The sequence below is a fragment of the Stenotrophomonas sp. Steno-C18 genome, from assembly GCF_056393195.1.
In genome coordinates, this window is sequence record NZ_JBWJOX010000003.1 from 401,316 (window position 1) to 418,896 (window position 17,581).

At 67.9% G+C, this 17,581-nt stretch carries 14 protein-coding genes and 1 riboswitch; of the genes, 7 read left to right on the forward strand and 7 right to left on the reverse strand.

Translation table 11 applies throughout. From position 1 onward, the window contains the following. Positions 1 to 18 precede the first annotated feature (18 nt). Positions 19 to 1,149: a PilT/PilU family type 4a pilus ATPase gene (locus AC06FE_RS09055; protein WP_132865716.1), complete on the forward strand. Its 1,131-nt coding sequence runs from the start codon at positions 19 to 21 to the stop codon at positions 1,147 to 1,149. 156 nt (positions 1,150 to 1,305) lie between these two features. On the opposite strand, the gene maiA is transcribed toward AC06FE_RS09055, so the two are convergent. Together maiA and AC06FE_RS09065 are read right to left on the reverse strand one after the other, a co-directional pair. Beyond that, positions 1,306 to 1,962: a maleylacetoacetate isomerase gene (maiA, locus tag AC06FE_RS09060; RefSeq protein WP_478072849.1), complete on the reverse strand. Its 657-nt coding sequence runs from the start codon at positions 1,960 to 1,962 to the stop codon at positions 1,306 to 1,308. 93 nt (positions 1,963 to 2,055) lie between these two features. Beyond that, the gene (locus AC06FE_RS09065) at positions 2,056 to 3,045 is read right to left on the reverse strand and encodes a fumarylacetoacetate hydrolase family protein (protein WP_478072850.1); all 990 of its coding nucleotides are present in this window, start codon (positions 3,043 to 3,045) and stop codon (positions 2,056 to 2,058) included. A gap of 366 nt (positions 3,046 to 3,411) precedes the next feature. On the opposite strand from AC06FE_RS09065, the gene AC06FE_RS09070 reads away from it, so the two are divergent. Then, positions 3,412 to 4,839 carry a DEAD/DEAH box helicase gene (locus AC06FE_RS09070; protein WP_192287715.1) on the forward strand — a complete coding sequence of 476 codons (1,428 nt, stop codon included), beginning with the start codon at positions 3,412 to 3,414 and terminating at the stop codon, positions 4,837 to 4,839. A gap of 187 nt (positions 4,840 to 5,026) precedes the next feature. Here the strand turns inward: AC06FE_RS09070 and AC06FE_RS09075 are convergent, their stop codons facing one another. Together AC06FE_RS09075 and AC06FE_RS09080 are read right to left on the reverse strand one after the other, a co-directional pair. After that, positions 5,027 to 7,606: a M14 family zinc carboxypeptidase gene (locus tag AC06FE_RS09075; protein ID WP_478072851.1), complete on the reverse strand. Its 2,580-nt coding sequence runs from the start codon at positions 7,604 to 7,606 to the stop codon at positions 5,027 to 5,029. A gap of 297 nt (positions 7,607 to 7,903) precedes the next feature. Beyond that, positions 7,904 to 10,534, reverse strand: a complete 2,631-nt coding sequence (locus tag AC06FE_RS09080) for a TonB-dependent receptor plug domain-containing protein (RefSeq protein ID WP_478072852.1) — start codon at positions 10,532 to 10,534, stop codon at positions 7,904 to 7,906. 199 nt (positions 10,535 to 10,733) lie between these two features. Here AC06FE_RS09080 and queD point away from each other — a divergent pair, with 199 nt between their 5' ends. The 4 genes from queD to AC06FE_RS09100 all read left to right on the forward strand — a co-directional run bounded on the left by queD (position 10,734) and on the right by AC06FE_RS09100 (position 12,745). Further along, a complete protein-coding gene (gene queD, locus AC06FE_RS09085; RefSeq protein WP_132865722.1) occupies positions 10,734 to 11,090 on the forward strand; it encodes a 6-carboxytetrahydropterin synthase QueD in 357 nt (118 codons plus the stop codon). A gap of 257 nt (positions 11,091 to 11,347) precedes the next feature. Then, positions 11,348 to 11,707 (forward strand): phasin family protein, encoded by a 360-nt coding sequence (locus AC06FE_RS09090; RefSeq protein ID WP_192287718.1) that lies wholly within the window; start codon positions 11,348 to 11,350, stop codon positions 11,705 to 11,707. A 196-nt stretch (positions 11,708 to 11,903) separates the two neighbouring features. Further along, a complete protein-coding gene (locus tag AC06FE_RS09095) occupies positions 11,904 to 12,386 on the forward strand; it encodes a GAF domain-containing protein (RefSeq protein ID WP_132865724.1) in 483 nt (160 codons plus the stop codon). Next, positions 12,383 to 12,745 (forward strand): TfoX/Sxy family protein, encoded by a 363-nt coding sequence (locus AC06FE_RS09100; protein ID WP_478072853.1) that lies wholly within the window; start codon positions 12,383 to 12,385, stop codon positions 12,743 to 12,745. Before AC06FE_RS09095 ends, AC06FE_RS09100 begins: the two co-directional genes overlap by 4 nt. A gap of 53 nt (positions 12,746 to 12,798) precedes the next feature. Here the strand turns inward: AC06FE_RS09100 and cobS are convergent, their stop codons facing one another. From cobS to cobT, 3 genes are read right to left on the reverse strand one after another with little or no spacing between them, the layout of a single operon-like run. Beyond that, positions 12,799 to 13,530: an adenosylcobinamide-GDP ribazoletransferase gene (gene cobS, locus AC06FE_RS09105; RefSeq protein ID WP_478072854.1), complete on the reverse strand. Its 732-nt coding sequence runs from the start codon at positions 13,528 to 13,530 to the stop codon at positions 12,799 to 12,801. Beyond that, positions 13,527 to 14,114, reverse strand: a complete 588-nt coding sequence (locus tag AC06FE_RS09110) for a histidine phosphatase family protein (protein WP_313252283.1) — start codon at positions 14,112 to 14,114, stop codon at positions 13,527 to 13,529. Before AC06FE_RS09110 ends, cobS begins: the two co-directional genes overlap by 4 nt. Continuing rightward, the gene (gene cobT, locus AC06FE_RS09115; RefSeq protein WP_313252284.1) at positions 14,111 to 15,181 is read right to left on the reverse strand and encodes a nicotinate-nucleotide--dimethylbenzimidazole phosphoribosyltransferase; all 1,071 of its coding nucleotides are present in this window, start codon (positions 15,179 to 15,181) and stop codon (positions 14,111 to 14,113) included. Before cobT ends, AC06FE_RS09110 begins: the two co-directional genes overlap by 4 nt. 138 nt (positions 15,182 to 15,319) lie before the next feature. Beyond that, a riboswitch (cobalamin riboswitch) is annotated at positions 15,320 to 15,556 on the forward strand. Between the two features lie 118 nt (positions 15,557 to 15,674). Here cobT and btuB point away from each other — a divergent pair. Continuing rightward, the gene (gene btuB, locus AC06FE_RS09120) at positions 15,675 to 17,534 is read left to right on the forward strand and encodes a TonB-dependent vitamin B12 receptor (protein ID WP_478072855.1); all 1,860 of its coding nucleotides are present in this window, start codon (positions 15,675 to 15,677) and stop codon (positions 17,532 to 17,534) included. Positions 17,535 to 17,581: the final 47 nt, after the last annotated feature.

Below are 17,581 nucleotides of genomic sequence, written 5' to 3' on the forward strand. Positions count from 1 at the left end.
GTTGGGGAACTATTGCGCATGGATATCGGCTACTTCCTGAAGCTGATGACCGAAAAGAACGCTTCGGACATGTTTTTGACGACCGGGGCGCCGGTCTACATCAAGATCGAGGGCAAGCTGTATCCGCTGGGGAGCACCGGCCTGCCGCCCGGGATGGTCAAGAAGATCGCCTATTCGCTGATGGACGAGGGCCAGGTCCCCCAGTTCGAGCGCGACCTGGAGCTCAACATGGCCATCGCCCTGGCCGATGCCGGGCGTTTCCGCGTCAACGTGTTCAAGCAGCGCGGCGAGGTCGGCATGGTGATCCGCGCGATCAAGAGCCGCATCCCCAGCATCGAGGAGCTCAACCTGCCGCAGGTGCTCAAGGACGTGATCATGACCCCGCGCGGGCTGGTGCTGGTGGTCGGCTCGACCGGTTCGGGCAAGTCGACCTCGCTGGCCTCGATGATCGACCACCGCAACAGCACCTCCACCGGGCACATCCTCACCATCGAGGACCCGATCGAGTTCCTGCACAAGCACAAGCAGTCCATCGTCAACCAGCGTGAAGTGGGCCTGGACACCCATGCCTTCCACAACGCGCTGAAGAACGCGATGCGCGAGGCGCCGGACGTGATCCTGATCGGCGAGATCCTCGACGCCGAAACCATGGAGGCCGCCATCGCCTTCGCCGAGACCGGCCACCTGTGCCTGGCCACGCTGCACTCCAACAACGCCGACCAGACCATCGAGCGCATCCTCAACTTCTTCCCGGAAAGCGCGCACAAGAACGTGCTGATGAACCTGTCGCTGAACCTGCGCGCGGTGATCTCCCAGCGCCTGGTCAAGGGCAAGGACGGCCGTCGCCGGCCGGCCACCGAAGTGCTGATCAACACGCCGATGATCCGCGACCTGCTGCGGCGCGGCGAGGTGCACGCGATCAAGCAGGCCATGGAAGAGTCGCTGGAGGAAGGCATGCAGAGCTTCGACCAGTGCCTGTTCCGGATGGTCAAGGACGGCATCATCGAGCAGGAGGAAGCGCTGCGCGCGGCCGACTCGCGCGATGGCCTGGCCCTGAAGTTCCGCCTGTCCGAGGGCGCCAGCGGCGAGCACGACCCGTACGCGGACTTCAACATGGGCGCGCCGGCGACGATCAGCCACGGCTTCTGAACGTTGGGATGGCTGCCTGGCAAAAGCCCCGCCAAAGCGGGGCTTTTGTTTTGCGGCAGCAACGAGCTTGCCCGCGGGGCCAGTGGACCCCACTCCTGCACCTCGGGCGGTTCTGTGGCTTCGCGGCCGAGGCCGCTCCTGCCAGGCCGCCAGCCCTCAGATGGCGTCGGGCTGGTTTTCCGGGCGGGCGACATCGAAGGCCGGCAGCGCCAGGCAGGCTTCCTCGATGCGGCACAGGGTCGGGTACGGGGCCAGGTCCAAGTGGAAGCGGCGGGCGTTGTACAGCTGCGGGATCAGGCAGCAATCGGCCAGGCCCGGCTCGGCACCATGGCAGAACCGGCCGGTGTCGAACGAACCCACCAGCATCGTCTCCAACGCCCCCAGGCCGGTACGCATCCAGTGCAGCGTCCATTCGTCGCGCTCGGGTTGCGGCACGTTCCACTCGCGGTCGAAGAACTGCATCACCCGCAGGTTGTTGAGCGGGTGGATGTCGCAGGCCACCTGCTGGGCAAGGGCACGCACGCGGGCGCGACCACCGGCATCGGCCGGCAACAGCGCCGGCTGCGGATGCACTTCGTCCAGGTACTCCAGGATGGCCATCGACTGGGTCAGCACGCGCTCGCCGTCACGCAGCGTCGGCACCAGTTCCTGCGGGTTGAGCGCGGCATAGTCCGGGGCATGCTGCTGCCCGCCGTCGCGCACCAGGTGCACGGGAATCAGCTCGTAGGCCAGCGCCTTGAGGTTCAGGCCGATGCGCACGCGATAGGCGGCGCTCGAGCGCCAGTAACTGTAGAGCTTCAGCCCCGCTTCCATGTCTGTTCCCCCTGTCGCTTGCACACAACATAACCGTTGCGGGTGAGGGACACCTTCACCCGCAATTCGATAACGGCGGCGATGCCGCCGGATTCAGGGCAGCGGCGCGTGTTCGATGCGCTGTTCGATCGCACCGAAAATGCTGTTGCCGTCACGGTCCAGCATTTCAATGTGGACCACGTCACCAAAACTCATGAACGGCGTGGACGGCTTGCCGTCACGCAGTGCCTCGACGGTGCGCTGTTCGGCGAAGCAGGAGGCGCCCAGCGAGGTGTCCTCGTTGGCGATGGTGCCCGAGCCGACGATGGCACCGGCCGACAGCGGACGGGTCTTGGCGGCATGCGCCACCAGCTGGGCGAAGTTGAACTGCATGTCCACGCCGGCTTCCGGCGCACCGAACCACTTGCCGTTGATGTGGGTGACCAGCGGCAGATGCACCTTGCTGTCCTGCCAGGCCGCACCGAGCTCGTCCGGGGTCACGAACACCGGGCTCAGCGCCGAGCGCGGCTTGGACTGCAGGAAGCCGAAGCCCTTGGCCAGCTCGGCCGGGATCAGGTTGCGCAGGCTGACGTCGTTGACCAGGCCCACCAGCTGGATGTGGCCGGCGGCCTGGGCCGGGGTCACCGCCATCGGCACGTCGTCGGTGATCACCACGATCTCGGCTTCCAGGTCGATGCCGTAGTCCTCGCTGACCACCTTGACCGCGTCGCGCGGGCCGTAGAAGCCGGCGCTGGTGGCCTGGTACATCAGCGGGTCGGTGTAGAACGACTCGGGCACCTCGGCGCCGCGCGCCTTGCGCACCCGCGCCACGTGCGGCAGGTAGGCACTGCCATCGACGAACTCATAGGCGCGCGGCAGCGGCGCGGCCAGCGCCTGCATGTCCAGGTCGAACGCGCCATCCACGTCGCCGGCATTGAGCTGCTCGGACAGGGCGTTCAGGCGCGGGGCGACGTTGGACCAGTCCTCCAGCGCCAGCTGCAGGGTGGCGGCAATGCCGGTGGCCCGCACGGCGCGGGTCAGGTCACGCGAAACCACGATCAGGGTGCCGTCGCGGCCGCCTTCCTTCAGGGAACCAAGCTTCATGGGAACGTCCAGTCTGCGGAATAAACAAGTTTCAATTGTAATGAATATGCCAGCGGCGACCAGCGCACGGGAATGCTGAACAGGCAGTTTTGTGCCGCCGGCGACAATCCCCTAGACTATCGCGGTCTGCCAGCGGCCGTCCGTTTCCCTTGAGGGACCGCCGGCGGTGCAGGATCCCCGGCCCCGCCGGATCCGCCCGCCCGCCCCTACTCCGACGCCTTTCGTCACGCATTCCGGCCTGCGCACCGCGCTGGTCGCGCCAATTTTCTCGCAGCGCGGTTTACGGGAACGCTCCGAGTCAGCCGATCGAATCGATCGGCACCGCCATTCCATTCGGTCTGGCGCGATTTCCATCTGGAGTTCCCAATGTCGTTTGAAAACCTGGGCCTTGCGCCCTTCCTGCTGCGCGCGCTCGCCGAGCAGGGCTACGAAAACCCGACCCCGATCCAGGAGCAGGCGATCCCGCTGGCACTGGACGGGCATGACCTGCTGGCTGGCGCACAGACCGGTACCGGCAAGACCGCCGCGTTCGGCCTGCCGCTGCTGCAGCACCTGGGCACCGCGCCGCAGAGCGTGGGCAACGGCCCGCGCAAGCCGCGCGCACTGATCCTGGCGCCGACCCGCGAGCTGGCCACCCAGGTGCATGACAGCCTGCGTGGCTACAGCAAGTACCTGCGCATCCCCAGCGCCTGCATCTACGGCGGCGTCGGCATGGGCAACCAGCTGGACGTGCTGCGCCGTGGCGTGGACCTGCTGGTGGCCTGCCCGGGCCGCCTGATCGACCACCTGGAGCGTCGCAGCGTTGACCTATCGGGCATCGAGATCCTGGTGCTGGACGAAGCCGACCGCATGCTCGACATGGGCTTCTTGCCTTCGATCAAGCGCATCCTGGCCAAGCTGCCGCGCCAGAACCGCCAGACCCTGCTGTTCTCGGCCACGTTCGAGGAGAGCATCAAGCAGCTGGCGCTGGAGTTCATGCACAACCCCAAGCAGATCCAGGTGACGCCGCAGAACACCGTGGCCGAGACCATCACCCACCGCGTGCACCCGGTCGACGGCGGCCGCAAGCGCGAGCTGCTGTTGCACCTGCTGGCGCAGGATTCGCGCGTGCAGACGCTGGTGTTCGGCCGTACCAAGCACGGCTGCGACAAGCTGGCCACGTTCCTGGAGAAGTCCGGCATCAAGACCGCCGCCATCCACGGCAACAAGAGCCAGGGCCAGCGCCTGCGTGCGCTGGGTGACTTCAAGGCCGGCCGCGTGACCGTGCTGGTGGCCACCGACATCGCCGCGCGCGGCATCGACATCAACGAGCTGCCCAAGGTCATCAACTACGACCTGCCGATGGTGCCGGAAGACTACGTGCACCGTATCGGCCGCACCGGTCGCAACGGCTCCACCGGCGAGGCGATCTCGCTGGTGGCGCAGGACGAGGCCAAGCTGCTGCGCCAGATCGTGCGCCTGCTCGACCGCGACATGGACATCCGCGACGTGCCGGGCTTCGAGCCGCAGACCCCGATCCGCTGGGGCATCAGTGCACCGGGCAAGGCCGAAGTGCCGGGCGGCCACAAGACCCCGCGCCGTGGCAACGGTGGCCATGGCCAGCGTCGCTCCAACGGCGACGCCCCGCGCGGCGGCCGTGGCGGCCAGGCCAAGCCGGGCGCCCCGCGCGCCGCGGGCAACGGCCAGCGCAATGGCGGCAACGGCCAGCAGCGCCGTGACGGCCACCCGGGTGGCGGCCAGCGTCGTGGCGGCGGTCGTGGCCAGGGCGGTGGGCAGAGCCGTACCAGCGCCTGATCTGCAGTAGCGGATCCGAGCTAAAAAAAAGCCGGCGCATTGCGTCGGCTTTTTTGTTGGTTGGGTTTTGGGGTGATGAAGGCTGCTGGCTGCTGCCGGCCCTCTCCCCAACCCCTCTCCCGCTGGCGGGAGAGGGGCTTTGGTTCTTCGCTAGTGCAGGCGGGAGAACGGCTTCAGGCCTTCTTCGTTACTCCCCGCGCTGGCGCGGCGGGGTGAGCTGGTTGGCCTGCAGCAGGGCGTTGAGCAGCAGGCGTTCGGTGCCATGCCAGTACTTGCGGTGCGCCGGGTCGTCGGCGAACACCACCACGTTGCCGCTGCCGGTCGGCACCACCTGCAGGTAGCTGGAGCCGGACACGCGCGCGCGGTTGGCATCGGAGAGGTACCCGTTCACCAGCGGCTCCGGATCGATGTTGACCACGTTGAGGAAAGCGTTCTTCACCGGCTCCAGCACCAGGCCACCTTCCTTGTTCACCCAGATCCTGCGCTGCTGCACGCCAAAGCCCAGCGGATGGGTCGGATCGATGTCGGCACTGAGGATGTTGCCGCTGACCCGGCCCAGCGCGAACACGTCACGCACGGTGCCGAAATCCAGCCGTTCGCCGTCGTCCTTGCCGGCGCCGGCACGCAGCCTGGCTTCCACCAGCCCCTTGTCGATGGCCCAGCGCGCGCCGCTGCCGTAGACCACCAGCGAGCCGCCCGCGCTGATCCAGCGCTTGAGCGCGGCGATGCCGGCCTCGCTGACCGTGGCATAGGTACCGCCGGACAGCACGATGGAGGTGTAGCGCGACAGGTCCACGCTGGCCAGCTGTACGGGGTCCAGCTTGGAGGACGGCAGCCCCAGAGCCTGGTCCAGTGCGAACCAGGCCGAACCGATCTCGGTGGGCGACACGCCCTCGCCCATCACCAGCGCGATGCTCGGCGCACGCAACACCCGCACGTTGTCGCTGCCCAGGTCGATGCCGCCGGCGCTACGACCGCTGGTCAGGGCATGCACGGTGACACCGGCGTCCTGTGCGCGCGCCAGCACCCTGGCCCGAAGGGCATCGGCATCAAGCGTCTGACCGGCGACCGGGATCACCACCGCGCCATGGCCGAAGGCCACCTCGCCCGATGCCGTGGCCGCGGTGAAGGGCTGGTGCGCGGTGCGCAACCGCACCCCGTCGCGCAGCAACCCACCGATCAGGCGATAGCTGCCGAAATCCCGTGCATCGGCAACGTAGGCAAAGCCGGCACGGCCGCCACTGATGCCACCCTGCGCCTGCGGAACGCCATCCACTACCGCACCGGCCGGCAAGGCACCGCGGCTGGCCGCGTAGCGCAGCCCATAGGCTGCGGCCACGGCGTAGGAGGTTCCGCTGTAGAACACGTCGCCCTTCACCGGCGGCGTGAACTCGAAGATCGCATGGGCCAGCCGGAACTGCGGCTGTCGCGCCGGCACCACGTAGGCCGAACCGACCTGGAAACGCTTGCCATCGACCTCGACATCGCGGGCCAGCGCGTGCACCTGGATGCGATGCTGGAGCAGCACGGCCAGCAAGCGGTGGGTGAGCGTGGGGTCGGCGGCATCACCGAACACCCAGTCCCGCACCGGGTAGGCCGCCGCCTGCGTCAAGGCGCTGCGGAAGAAATCCTTCTGCAAGGCGAGCAGACGCACCCGGTCCTCGACCGCCCCGCGCACACTGGCCAACCCGGTCGCGACCTGGTTGCGGATGGTGAAGTTGAAATGCAGCGGGCCGTTGACCGACTCCTGCACCAACCCGCGCGAGCTGGCCTGCTCCACGGTGACGCCGACGCCGCCGTGGAAGTCCGGATAGGTGGAGCCGTAGATCGGCGAGAAGTTGTCGAAGTTCTCGCCGGTGTAGTACAGCGAACCCAACGCATCGAGCGCCTGCGCATGGAAGCGCGCCAGCCAGTGGTTGGCCGCGTACGAGGACTTCGGCAGCAGCGGGCTTTCCATGCTCTTCGGCGAGGGCTCGAAGTAGTAGGTGCTGTCCTTGCCCATCTCGTGGAAGTCGATCTGGATGTTCGGGTACCAGCGATGGAACTGCGCGACCTTGGGCCAGCTGTCGGCCTGTGCCAGGGCCAGCCAGTCGCGGTTGAGGTCGGTGAAGTAGTGGTTGACGCGGCCACTGGGGAACGGTTCGACGTGCTCCTTGTCGGCCGGGTCGGCCGACGGCGGGCGCGACCCCCAGGCGTTGTGCCAGTTGGCGGCGCGGTCGCGCCCATCGGGGTTCTGCGCCGGATCGATCACCACCACCGCCTCGTCCAGCCAGCGCGCGGTTTCCGCGTCCTGGTTGGCGGCCAGATAGTACGCCGTGAGCAGGGCCGCTTCGGCGCTGGAGGTCTCGTTGCCATGCACGCTGTAGCCTAGCCAGACCACCGCTGGCGCGTCGGCGCCCGGGGCCGCTTGCGCCGGGTCCACCTGCGCCTGCCGCTGCGCCAGGATCTGCGCGCGGCGCGCATGGTTGCGCGGCGAAGTGATGGTCACCAGCAACAGCGGGCGATGTTCGTAGCTCTGGCCGATGACCTCGACGGTGACCCGGTCCGAAACACGCGCCAGTTCGTTGAAGTACGCCACCAGCTGATCGTGGCGGGTGTACTGGCTGCCGATGTCGTAACCGAGGAACTGCTGCGGCGAGGGCACCTTCGCATCGAACTGCTGCGCGGTTGGAAAGTAGTAGCTGGATTGGGCGAAGGCCGGTGTTGCGCTGACAGCTGCCGCGAGCAACAGGACAAGGACAAGGACAAGGACAAGGCGGAATGACATGGGCGACGGATTCCCCGGTTGTTTGGCACGGATCGCGAACGGTGCCGGCTGTTCACTTCCCCCACGCGTGGAAGAAGCTGCACCGCAGGGGCGGATGAGGGCGCCTCGGGCGTTGGGTTGTGGCGCCCGGGGGTGGATGGAGTCGAGCCACGCAGGGTACCCGTCCTGCCCTCACCCCAACCCCTCTCCCGCATGCGGGAGAGGGGCTTGAGTCAATGCGTCAGCCGCCCGCATGCGGGAAAGGCATGAGTCAACGCGTGACGCTCACTCCCCCGCACGCAGGAGAGGGGCTCACGGTCAGAAGCGGTAGTCGAAGCCCACCGTGTAGTAGCGGCCGCGCAGGTCGTACTGGCTGAAGTCGTACGGTGCGCGCACGCCCGGGAAGGTCGCATCATGGGGCGGCTGACGGTCACCGATGTTCTGCACCTTGGCGTAGACGGTGAGTTTGTCGATGCCGGTGTAGCCCAGGTACAGGTCGAACTGGCTGTAGCTGGCCACCTCCTTCTGCACCGCCTTGGCCGCGGCGCTGCCTTCCTGGTCATAGCCGCTGGTGTAGTACCAGGTCAGCGCGGTGCGCCAGTCGCCCAGCGCCCAGTCCAGCGTGGTGGTGGCCTTGGTATCGGGCAGGGACGGGCCGAGGTTGGAGCCGGCGTAGTCCACCAGCGGGCCGCCGGTGACCTGCGGGCGCTTGTAGTCGATGACATAGGTCAGCGCCGAGGACAGGCCGAACGTACCCAGGCGCGCGGTGGACCAGCCCTGGCGCAGTTCCACGTCGATGCCGGAGGTCTCCAGCTCGCTCAGGTTCTGGTAGCGGTTGTAGACGGCCAGCAGCTTGCCGCGCGCATCACGCAGCACGTTGGCCGGGTTGTTCTCGGCCACCAGCGTGGTGGTGTTGCCGCTGCCGATCAGGTTGTCCAGCTTGATGCGGTAGTAGTCCACGCTCAGGCTGGTGCGCTGCCACGGCGAGAGCACGATGCCGGCGTTGAAGCTGCGCGTGCGCTCCGGGTCCAGGTTGTTGTTGCCGACGGTGAAGAAGGTCGGATTCTGCCGCGAACCGGCCACGTCCGGATCGTGCGGATCGACCACCGAGCCGTAGGCGATGCTGGTGGAGGCCGAGTTCTCCGACAGCGACGGTGCGCGGAAACCGCGCGAGGCCGCGGCGCGGACCAGCAGCCAGTCCAGCGGCTGCCAGCGCAGCCCCAGCTTGGGCGAGAACGCATTGCCGAAGTCGCTGTAGTGGTCCGCGCGCGCGGCGGCCTGCAGCTCCAGCGTGCTGTGCAGCGGCACGTTCAGTTCGGCGTAGGCGGCGCTGACCTTGCGCTCGCCGTGCACCTCGGCAATGGCCGGACGCACCTGCAGGCCGGCATCGATCTGCCAGGGGTTGTCGGAGTCCAGCGTTTCCTGGCGCCATTCGGCGCCGGCGGCGAAGCCGATGGTGCCGGCCCAGGTCGAGCCCAGCGTGCCGGAGACCTTGGCATCCAGGCCCTTGAGCACCGAATCGGCCGGGCGCAGCGTGCTCAGGCCGATGGCCTTGAGCACGGCCGGGTCGGTCGCCGACGGGTTGAGCAGGTTGTAGCTGCCCGACGCGAGCGCGTCGTACAGCGCCCAGCGGTTGGCGAAGCCGCCGGAGACGGTTTCACGCTCCTTGCTCGCGGCCTGGAATGCTCCCACTTCCCAATCCCACTTCTCGCCGCTGCCACGCAGGCCAACCACGCCGCGATAGGCCTGCGAACGATTGGTCTTGAGGGTGCCACCGAGGTTGAAGAACGTGTACTCGATCGGCACGTCCACGCCGTACGGGTTGTACGGGTTGCCGGCGGGCAGGGTCGAACGCACCGGCTCGGCCAGCCCGGTGTCGGCGTTGAGCGCGAAGCGCCCGCTTTCCAGGGTGAAGAACGGGCTGGAGCCGAACCAGGACACGCCCTTGATGTCGCTGTAGATCACTTCCGCGAACGCATCGACCGAATCATTCAGGCGCAGCGTGCCGTTGACGTAGGCCTGCCAGCGCTTGGTCGACGGGATCAGCGTGGTGTATGGCGCCTGGTTGAACGCACAGGTATCGCCGGCCAGGCCGTCGATCGGTGCACTGGCGGTGAGCACCGTGCCTTCCGGGCAGTTGCCGCTGGCATCGAGCATCGGCACCGACTTGCCGTCGACCAGGTAGCGCGCGCCCTTGGCCGACCAGCCGTTCCAGCGGCCACCGGCCAGGTCGGTGTAGATGCCCGAGCGGGTCAGCGCACGCTGGTCCTGGTCCAGGCGGTCGCGGTTGTAGCCTTCCAGCGAGACCAGGATGTTGTAGCCATCCGTGTCCAGGTCGCCGATGCCACCGATGAACTTGACGTTCTGCTGGTCCAGGCCGCCGGCCTCGGAGGTGCCGCCGCTGACGCCCAGCTCGGCGCCTTCGAAGCCCTGCCGGGTGATGATGTTGACCACGCCGGCCACCGCATCGGAACCGTACACGGCCGAGGCGCCGTCCTTGAGCACTTCGATGCGCTCCACCGCCACCAGCGGCAACGCGTTGAGGTTGACGAAGGTGTCGGACAGGCCACCGGACGGGAAGCCATAGTTGGCCAGGCGGCGGCCGTTGAGCAGCACCAGCGTGTTCTTCTGCGACAGGCCACGCAGGCCGATGCCGGCCGAGCCCGAGGCCCAGCCGCTGTTGCTGGTTTCGTTGGCGGCGTTGCCGGTGTTGGCGGAGATGGAGCGCAGCAGGTCGGCGACGGTGGCCTTGCCGGATTCCTCCAGCTGCTGGCGTTCGATCACCTGCACCGGGTTGGCGGTCTCGGTGTCGCTGCGCTTGATGTTGGAGCCGGTGACTCGCACCGCCTCCAGCGTCTTGCTGTCGTTGGCGGCCTCGGCGAAGGCGTGGGGGGAGAGCGCCGCGGCGGCAGCCGCGACGGCGATGGCAAGCAGGGAACGATTGGGCATGAGCTCGGGGGGGAGGAAGCGGAAATTGCCCGGCAAGTAGGACATGCGCGGTAAATGTCCGGCCAATAACCTCCGCTCATCCACACATGACGAAAAGTTACATCTCTTCATCAAGATGGATGAATATATGAAAACCTGCGTCCGCGGCCCGCATCGGACCGGCCGGCACGTGGCCTGTCAGCGCCCTACAATTGCGCGCATGGATATTTTCAAGGTTTTCACCCTCGAAGCCGCACACCGGCTGCCCAACGTGCCGCCGGGCCACAAGTGCGCACGCCTGCACGGCCACTCGTTCCGCGTGGAACTGCGGGTCAGCGGCGAACCGGGCGCCGACACCGGCTGGATCATGGACTTCAGTGACCTGAAGGCCGCTTTCCAGCCGCTGTATGACCAGTTGGACCATCACTACCTCAACGACATCCCCGGCCTGGAGAACCCGACCAGCGAGCGCCTGGCCATGTGGATTTGGGAACGCTTGAAGCCTTCGCTGCCGCTGCTCAGTGAAGTGGTGGTGCATGAGACCTGCACCTCCGGCTGCAGCTATCGCGGCAGCTGAAGGGCGCCAGCCCTGCCGTAGGCGCGGCCTCGGCCGCGAAGCCAGTACAGGCACCGGCCCGCCCACTTGCATCGGCGGCGCATCACTGCCGACATCCGGCACCGCGCCAAGCGCTCCCCCCTCCCCTCCGCCTGCGGCGAAAGGGCAGGGAAATGGCGCGCAAAACTGAATGGGTCAGAAAAATCCGTCCCGCGGTGTTGCGCTGCGCAAAATCCGCGCTATGCTGCAACGCAACAAAGGCCTTCCGGAACGCCGTGATGTCCGCCCAGTTCAACGATTTCAGCAGCTACACCCAGCAGCTCGCCGCCGCGGCCAACCGCGCGAACCGGCTGACGCTGGAGAATGCCGAAAGCGTGTTCGGGGTGCAGCTGCGCACCCTGGAACGGAACACCAATGCCACCGCGGGCTTCTTCGGTGAGCTGGCCCAGGCCGGCGCCCAGGCCGACCTGCAGGCGTTGCTGCCCAAGGGCATGCAGTTGGCACGTGACAACTTCGAGCGCCTTGCCTCGGCCGGACAGGAAGTGATCGGCCTGAACCTGAAGACCAGCGAGGCGCTGGGTGCACTGGCCAGCCAGCCGTTCACCGCCACGCCCAAGGCCAGCGGCAAGACGCGCTGAACCTGCAACCGAATTTGCGCGGTCCCCTCCCCCGCGCAATCCCAGACCCGTCAGCATCCCCTCCCGCTGACGGGTCTTTTTTTGCCCGTCCGTTGCCGCCACCGGCCTGCCTTGCAGGAGGCAGTGACGCGCGGGCGGCGCGGCAATGCGCCTGCGGTGGCAAAATCACCGGTCCCGTCGCGGTTAGACTCTCACGATGTTCAGCACCAACACGCTTACCGGCAGCAAGCCGGAACAGTACGCCCAGCTGCTGGCCCAGGCCCGCGCCCTGGTACACGGCGAAACCGACCGGATCGCCAACGCGGCCAACCTGTCGGCGCTGGTCTACCACGCACTGCCGCAGTTGAACTGGGTGGGTTTCTACTTCTACGACGGCACCGAACTGGTGGTCGGGCCATTCCAGGGCCTGCCGGCCTGCGTGCGCATCCCGCTGCACAAGGGCGTGTGCGGCGCGGCGGCCAGCACCCGCCAGACCCAGCGCATCGAGGACGTGGATGCGTTCCCGGGCCATATCGCCTGCGACTCGGCCTCGCGTTCGGAACTGGTCGTGCCGCTGGTACGCGATGGCGAACTGGTCGGCGTGTTCGACATCGACAGCCCGGTGCTGGCGCGCTTCGATGGCGATGACCAGCTCGGGCTGGAAGCCATCGCGCAGGTTTTCGTCGAGGCGCTGCGGTGAGCACCACCAAGCTGCGCAACATCGGCCCGAAGAGCGCGGCCTGGTTGCGCCAGGTCGGCCTGCGCACCGAACAGGACATCGCCGCGGTCGGTGCGGTGGGCGCCTTCATGAAGGTGCGCCGGGCCGGCTTCAAGCCCAGCCTCAACCTGCTGTATTCGCTGGAGGGCGCGCTGGTGGGTTGCCACTGGCAGGAGGTACCCGAGGCACGCCGGCAACAACTGGTCTGCGAGTACGAAGCGGTGGCCGGCGAGCTGACCACGCTGCGCGCCGCGCAGGTGGCCGGCCCCGTGCACGAGACGCGCATGCAGCCGCAGGACGAGCCCGAGGAAACCGGCGAGATCCGCTTCGGCGAGGAGTGAGCCACGCTTGTGTGCAGGAGCGGCCAAGGCCGCTCCCGCGACACCGTGTGTTGTCAGGACACGCCTGCCGCTACCACCAGCACCACCAGCAGCATCGTTTCGGTGACCTCGACGCTGGCGCCCAGGCAATCGCCGGAAATGCCCCCCAGCCGGCGACGCCAGTACAACGCCACCAGCGGCACCAGCAGCAGGGCGACCAGCAACGGCCAGGCGACGATCGCGGTGATCACCGCCAGCAGCACCGCCCACAGCCACATCGAACGCAGGCTCAGCTGCCATGAAAACCGCTCGGCCATGCCGGCGCCATGCAGCGAGGGCAACCGCCGGCTCCACCACAAGGTGCCCCAGCGGGCCCAGACCGGCACCAGCACGATGCCGTACCACAGCGGGCTGACCGCCAGCTCGGTCAGCAGCACGAACTTGAGCAGCAGCTGCATCACCAGCGTGACCACGCCGAACACGCCCATGTGCGGGTCCTTGAGGACCTCGAGGAAACGCTGCGGATCGCGATGCGATGCGCCGAAGGCGTCGGCCACATCGCCCAACCCGTCCAGGTGCAGCGCGCCGGTCACCCACACCCAGACCAGCAGGGTCAGCACCCCGGCCAGCCACGGACGGTCGGCGAAGCCGTACAGCGGCAGCGCGAGCAGGACGCCGATGATCGCTCCCACCAACGGGTAGTACACCGCCGAACGGCTCAGGTCCTCCTGGCGGAAGTCCCGTACCTGCGGCGTCGGCAGCCGGGTCAGGAACTGGATGGCGAGGACCAGCCGGCGCATGCTCATGCCTGCCGCAACTCCAGCAGTTCGCCCCACAAGCGGCCATCGTCGCCGCGCTCCACGCGCAGGCGCACGCGGGTGCCATAGTCGATGCGCATCGCCCACAACACCGACAACGGCATGCCGCACACGCGCGATACCGCCAACCGCAGCACGCCGGCGTGGCTGACCACCAGCACCGGCTGGCCGTCACCGTCGTCCTCGTCCACCAGGCGATGCAGCTGCTCCTCCACGCGCGCCTGGAACTGCGGCCACGACTCGCCGTTGGGCGGCACCGTGTCGTGCGGTTCCTCGTAGAACGCGGCCAGCTGCTCGGCGGGCAGTTGGTCGAAGTGCAGGCCGTCCCAGTCACCGAAATCCAGTTCGGCCCAGTCCGGGTGGATCTCGCAGAACTGGTTGCTGCCGGCCACCAATGCATGCGCGGTGTCCAGCGCGCGTCGGCGCGGCGAGCTGATCACCCGGCTCCAGCCGATGCCGGCATGGCTGCGGTACAGCGCATCCATCGCGCCGTCGATCAAGGGCGGGTCGGTACGGCCGTCCAGGTGGCCGGAGCGGCCGGTGGAGGCATGTCGCATCAGGTCCAGGATCATGGCGTGCCCTCCCGATCGGCGACCGCCGCCTCGGCAAAGGTGGCCATTCCGTTGTGCAGCGCGCACGCCATGCGCACCAGCGGCAACGCAAGCGCCGCACCGGAGCCCTCGCCCAGCCGCAGGTCCAGCGACAGCAGCGGCTGTGCCTGCAGCGCGTCCAGCAGGTGCAGGTGGCCACGCTCGGCCGACTGGTGCGAGAACAGCAGCCACGGGCGCACGCCCGGATTGATGCGTACCGCGGCCAGCGCCGCCGCCGAAACGATGAAGCCATCCACCAGCACCGGCACCCTGCGCTGCGCGGCGCGGATCATCGCCGCGCTGATCGCGGCGATCTCCAGCCCACCCACGCGCTGCAGGGCTTCCATCCCGGGCGATGCCGCGGCGTTGATCGCCTCGCCGTGCAGGGACAGCGCGCGGGCGATGATGTTCTTCTTCTGCACCATGCGCACCGCGTCCAAGCCGGTGCCGGCACCGACCAGGTCTTCCAGCGGCAGCGGCCCCAGCGCGGCGGCCAGCGCACTGGCGGCGGTGGTGTTGCCGATGCCCATCTCGCCGAACACCAGCAGGTCGGCACCGTCGGCACAGGCCGCATCCACCGCACGGCGGCCGGCGTCGAACACCGCGTGCAGATCCGCCGCGGACATCGCCGCCCCGACGCTGAAGTCGTCCGTGCCCGGTCGGGGCTTGTCGCTGACCACGCCGGCGATCGGCTGCGTGGCGCGGCTGCCCACGTCCCACACGTGCAACGGCAGGCCCAGCTCACGCGCCAGCACCGCGATGGCGGCACCGCCGGCGGCGAAGTTGTGCAGCATCTGCACGGTGACTTCGGCCGGATAGGCCGAGACGCCCTGCGCGGCCACGCCGTGGTCACCGGCGAACACCAGCACCGGTACCCGCCGAGCCTGTGGCTGCGGCGTGCCCTGCAGCGCCGCCAGTTCGATGGCCAAGGCTTCCAGCCGGCCCAGCGCGCCTTCCGGCTTGGTCAGCTGCCGCTGGCGGGCGATGGCCTGCTGCCGGTGCTCCTGCGAAGGCAGCCCGCAGGCCTGCCCGAACCATGTTTCTGTCACGAGTGTTCCGATACTGCCAAGGCAATCGGGCATTTTAGCCGCCGCCACGGGATTGCGGACCGCCACGCCAGGGAACCTCAGGACACCGCGCATCAGGGCGTGATGTGCATTCACGGGCACCGTCAGGGCCAATGGCATAGAATGCGCGCACTTTCGGGTGACCCACCGGCCATGCTGGCGGGTTGAAACGGGAAGCCGGTGCCGCGCACGGCTGGATCTCCAGCCTGTCGCCATTCCGGCGCTGCCCCCGCAACGGTAAGCAGGACAAGGCCAGGCAACACCGCCACTGTGCAAGGCACGGGAAGGCGCCTGACCGGAAGCAGCCATGCTGCTTCGCCTGCGAGTCCGGAGACCGGCCCGAAAGCCGACTGGTTGCGATGCGGAGGGCATGGCGGCGGCTGCGGCGCCGTGTGCGCGCCTGCTTCCGTCCCTTCCCTCTCCTGGCAGCCCCACCCGTTTGTCTGCGCGGGAGCGCGCAGGCCCAGGAGCAAGCATGAAACTGCATTACCACACCCTCTCCCTCGCCGTGCTGATGGCGCTGCCGGCCGTTGCCGCCGCGCAGTCCAGGACCACCGACCTGGACGACGTCACCGTCACCGCCACCCGTACCCCGGTTGCCGTCGAGGCCAGCGTGATCCCGGTGCAGCTGATCGACCGCGACCAGATCGACCGCAGCCAGGCCAACTCGGTGCTGGAGCTGCTGCGCGGCCGCGCCGGTCTGGACTTCGCCAACCAGGGCGGCACCGGCAAGATCACCTCGCTGTTCCTGCGTGGCACCAACTCCAACCAGGTGCTGGTGTTGGTGGACGGCGTGCGCGTGGGCTCGGCCACCAGCGGCATGGCCGCACTGCAGGACCTGCCGGTGGACCAGATCGAGCGCGTTGAAATCGTGCGCGGCCCGCGTTCGAGCCTGTACGGCTCCGAGGCCATCGGCGGCGTGATCCAGATCTTCACCCGCACCGCCGGCCAGGGCCTGCAGCAGAACCTGTCCATCACCGCCGGCAGCAACAACCTGCGCCAGGCCAGCGCCGGCTTCAGCAACCGTGGCGAGCGCGGCTGGATCTCGGCCCAGGGCGGCTACCAGAAGACCGATGGCATCAATGCCTGCCGCGGCACCGCCGCTGGCTGGGGCGCTGGCTGCTTCGCCGATGAACCGGACCGCGACGGCTACCGCAACACCTCCATCAACGTGCGCGGCGGCTATGCGCTGACCGACACGCTGAGCCTGGAAGGCCACGTGCTCAACGCCGACAGCTTCAACGAATACGACGGCAGCATCTTCGGCGGCAACGAGGCCGACAACCGCCAGCAGGTCTACGGCGGCAAGCTGGCATGGGCCGCTTCCGATGCGTTCCAGCTGACCGCACAGGTCGGCCGCAACCGCGACCAGGCCGACAACTACTTCGCCGCCAACGGCAGCCGCACCTTCGCCAGCAACTTCGACACCCGTCGCGACACCGCCAGCGTGCAGGGCGACTTCCAGTTCGCCGAAGGCCAGCAGCTGACCGCCGGTGCCGATTGGCAGAACGACAAGGTCACCAGCTCCACCGCCTACGACATCGGGGACCGCGACAACCTCGGCGTGTTCGTCGAGTACCAGGGCCAGTTCGGCGCGCACTCGCTGCAGGCCAGCGTGCGCAATGACGACAACGAGCAGTTCGGCAACCACACCACCGGCAGCCTGGGTTACGGCTTCGCCTTCGGCAACGGCTTCCGCCTGACCGCCAGCGCCGGCACCGGCTTCAAGGCACCGACCTTCAATGACCTGTACTACCCGGGCTTCAGCAACCCGGACCTGAAGCCGGAAGAGTCCAAGAGCCTGAACATCGGCATCGCGCAGTACGCCGACAACTGGAACTGGACCTTGAACGCGTACGAAACCCGCGTGGACCAGCTGATCGGCTACGACAGCAGCTTCAACATCGTCAACGTCGCCGAGGCCCGCATCCGCGGCGCCGAGCTGACCGGCTACCTGTCGCTGGCCGGTTTCGACATCAACGCCCAGGCCAGCTTCACCGACCCGCGCGACCACACCTCCGGCGCGGCCACCTACGACAACCTGCTGGCCCGCCGCGCGCGCACCAGCGGTCGCCTGGACGTGGACAAGAGCTTCGGCCCGGTGCGCCTGGGCGTGACCGCGGCCGGCAGCGGCCACCGCTTCGACAACGCGGCCAACACGGTGCGTCTGGCCGGCTATGGCACCGTGGATGTGCGCGCTGAGTACGCCATCAACGATGCATGGAGTGTCCAGGCCAAGGCCGCCAACGTGTTCGACCGCGCGTACGAAACCGTTGCCTGGTACAACCAGCCGGGCCGCGAGTACCAGCTGACGCTGCGTTACCGCTCCAAGTAATTACCAGGTAACGAGCAATGAAGAATGCCCCGGTTCGCCGGGGCATT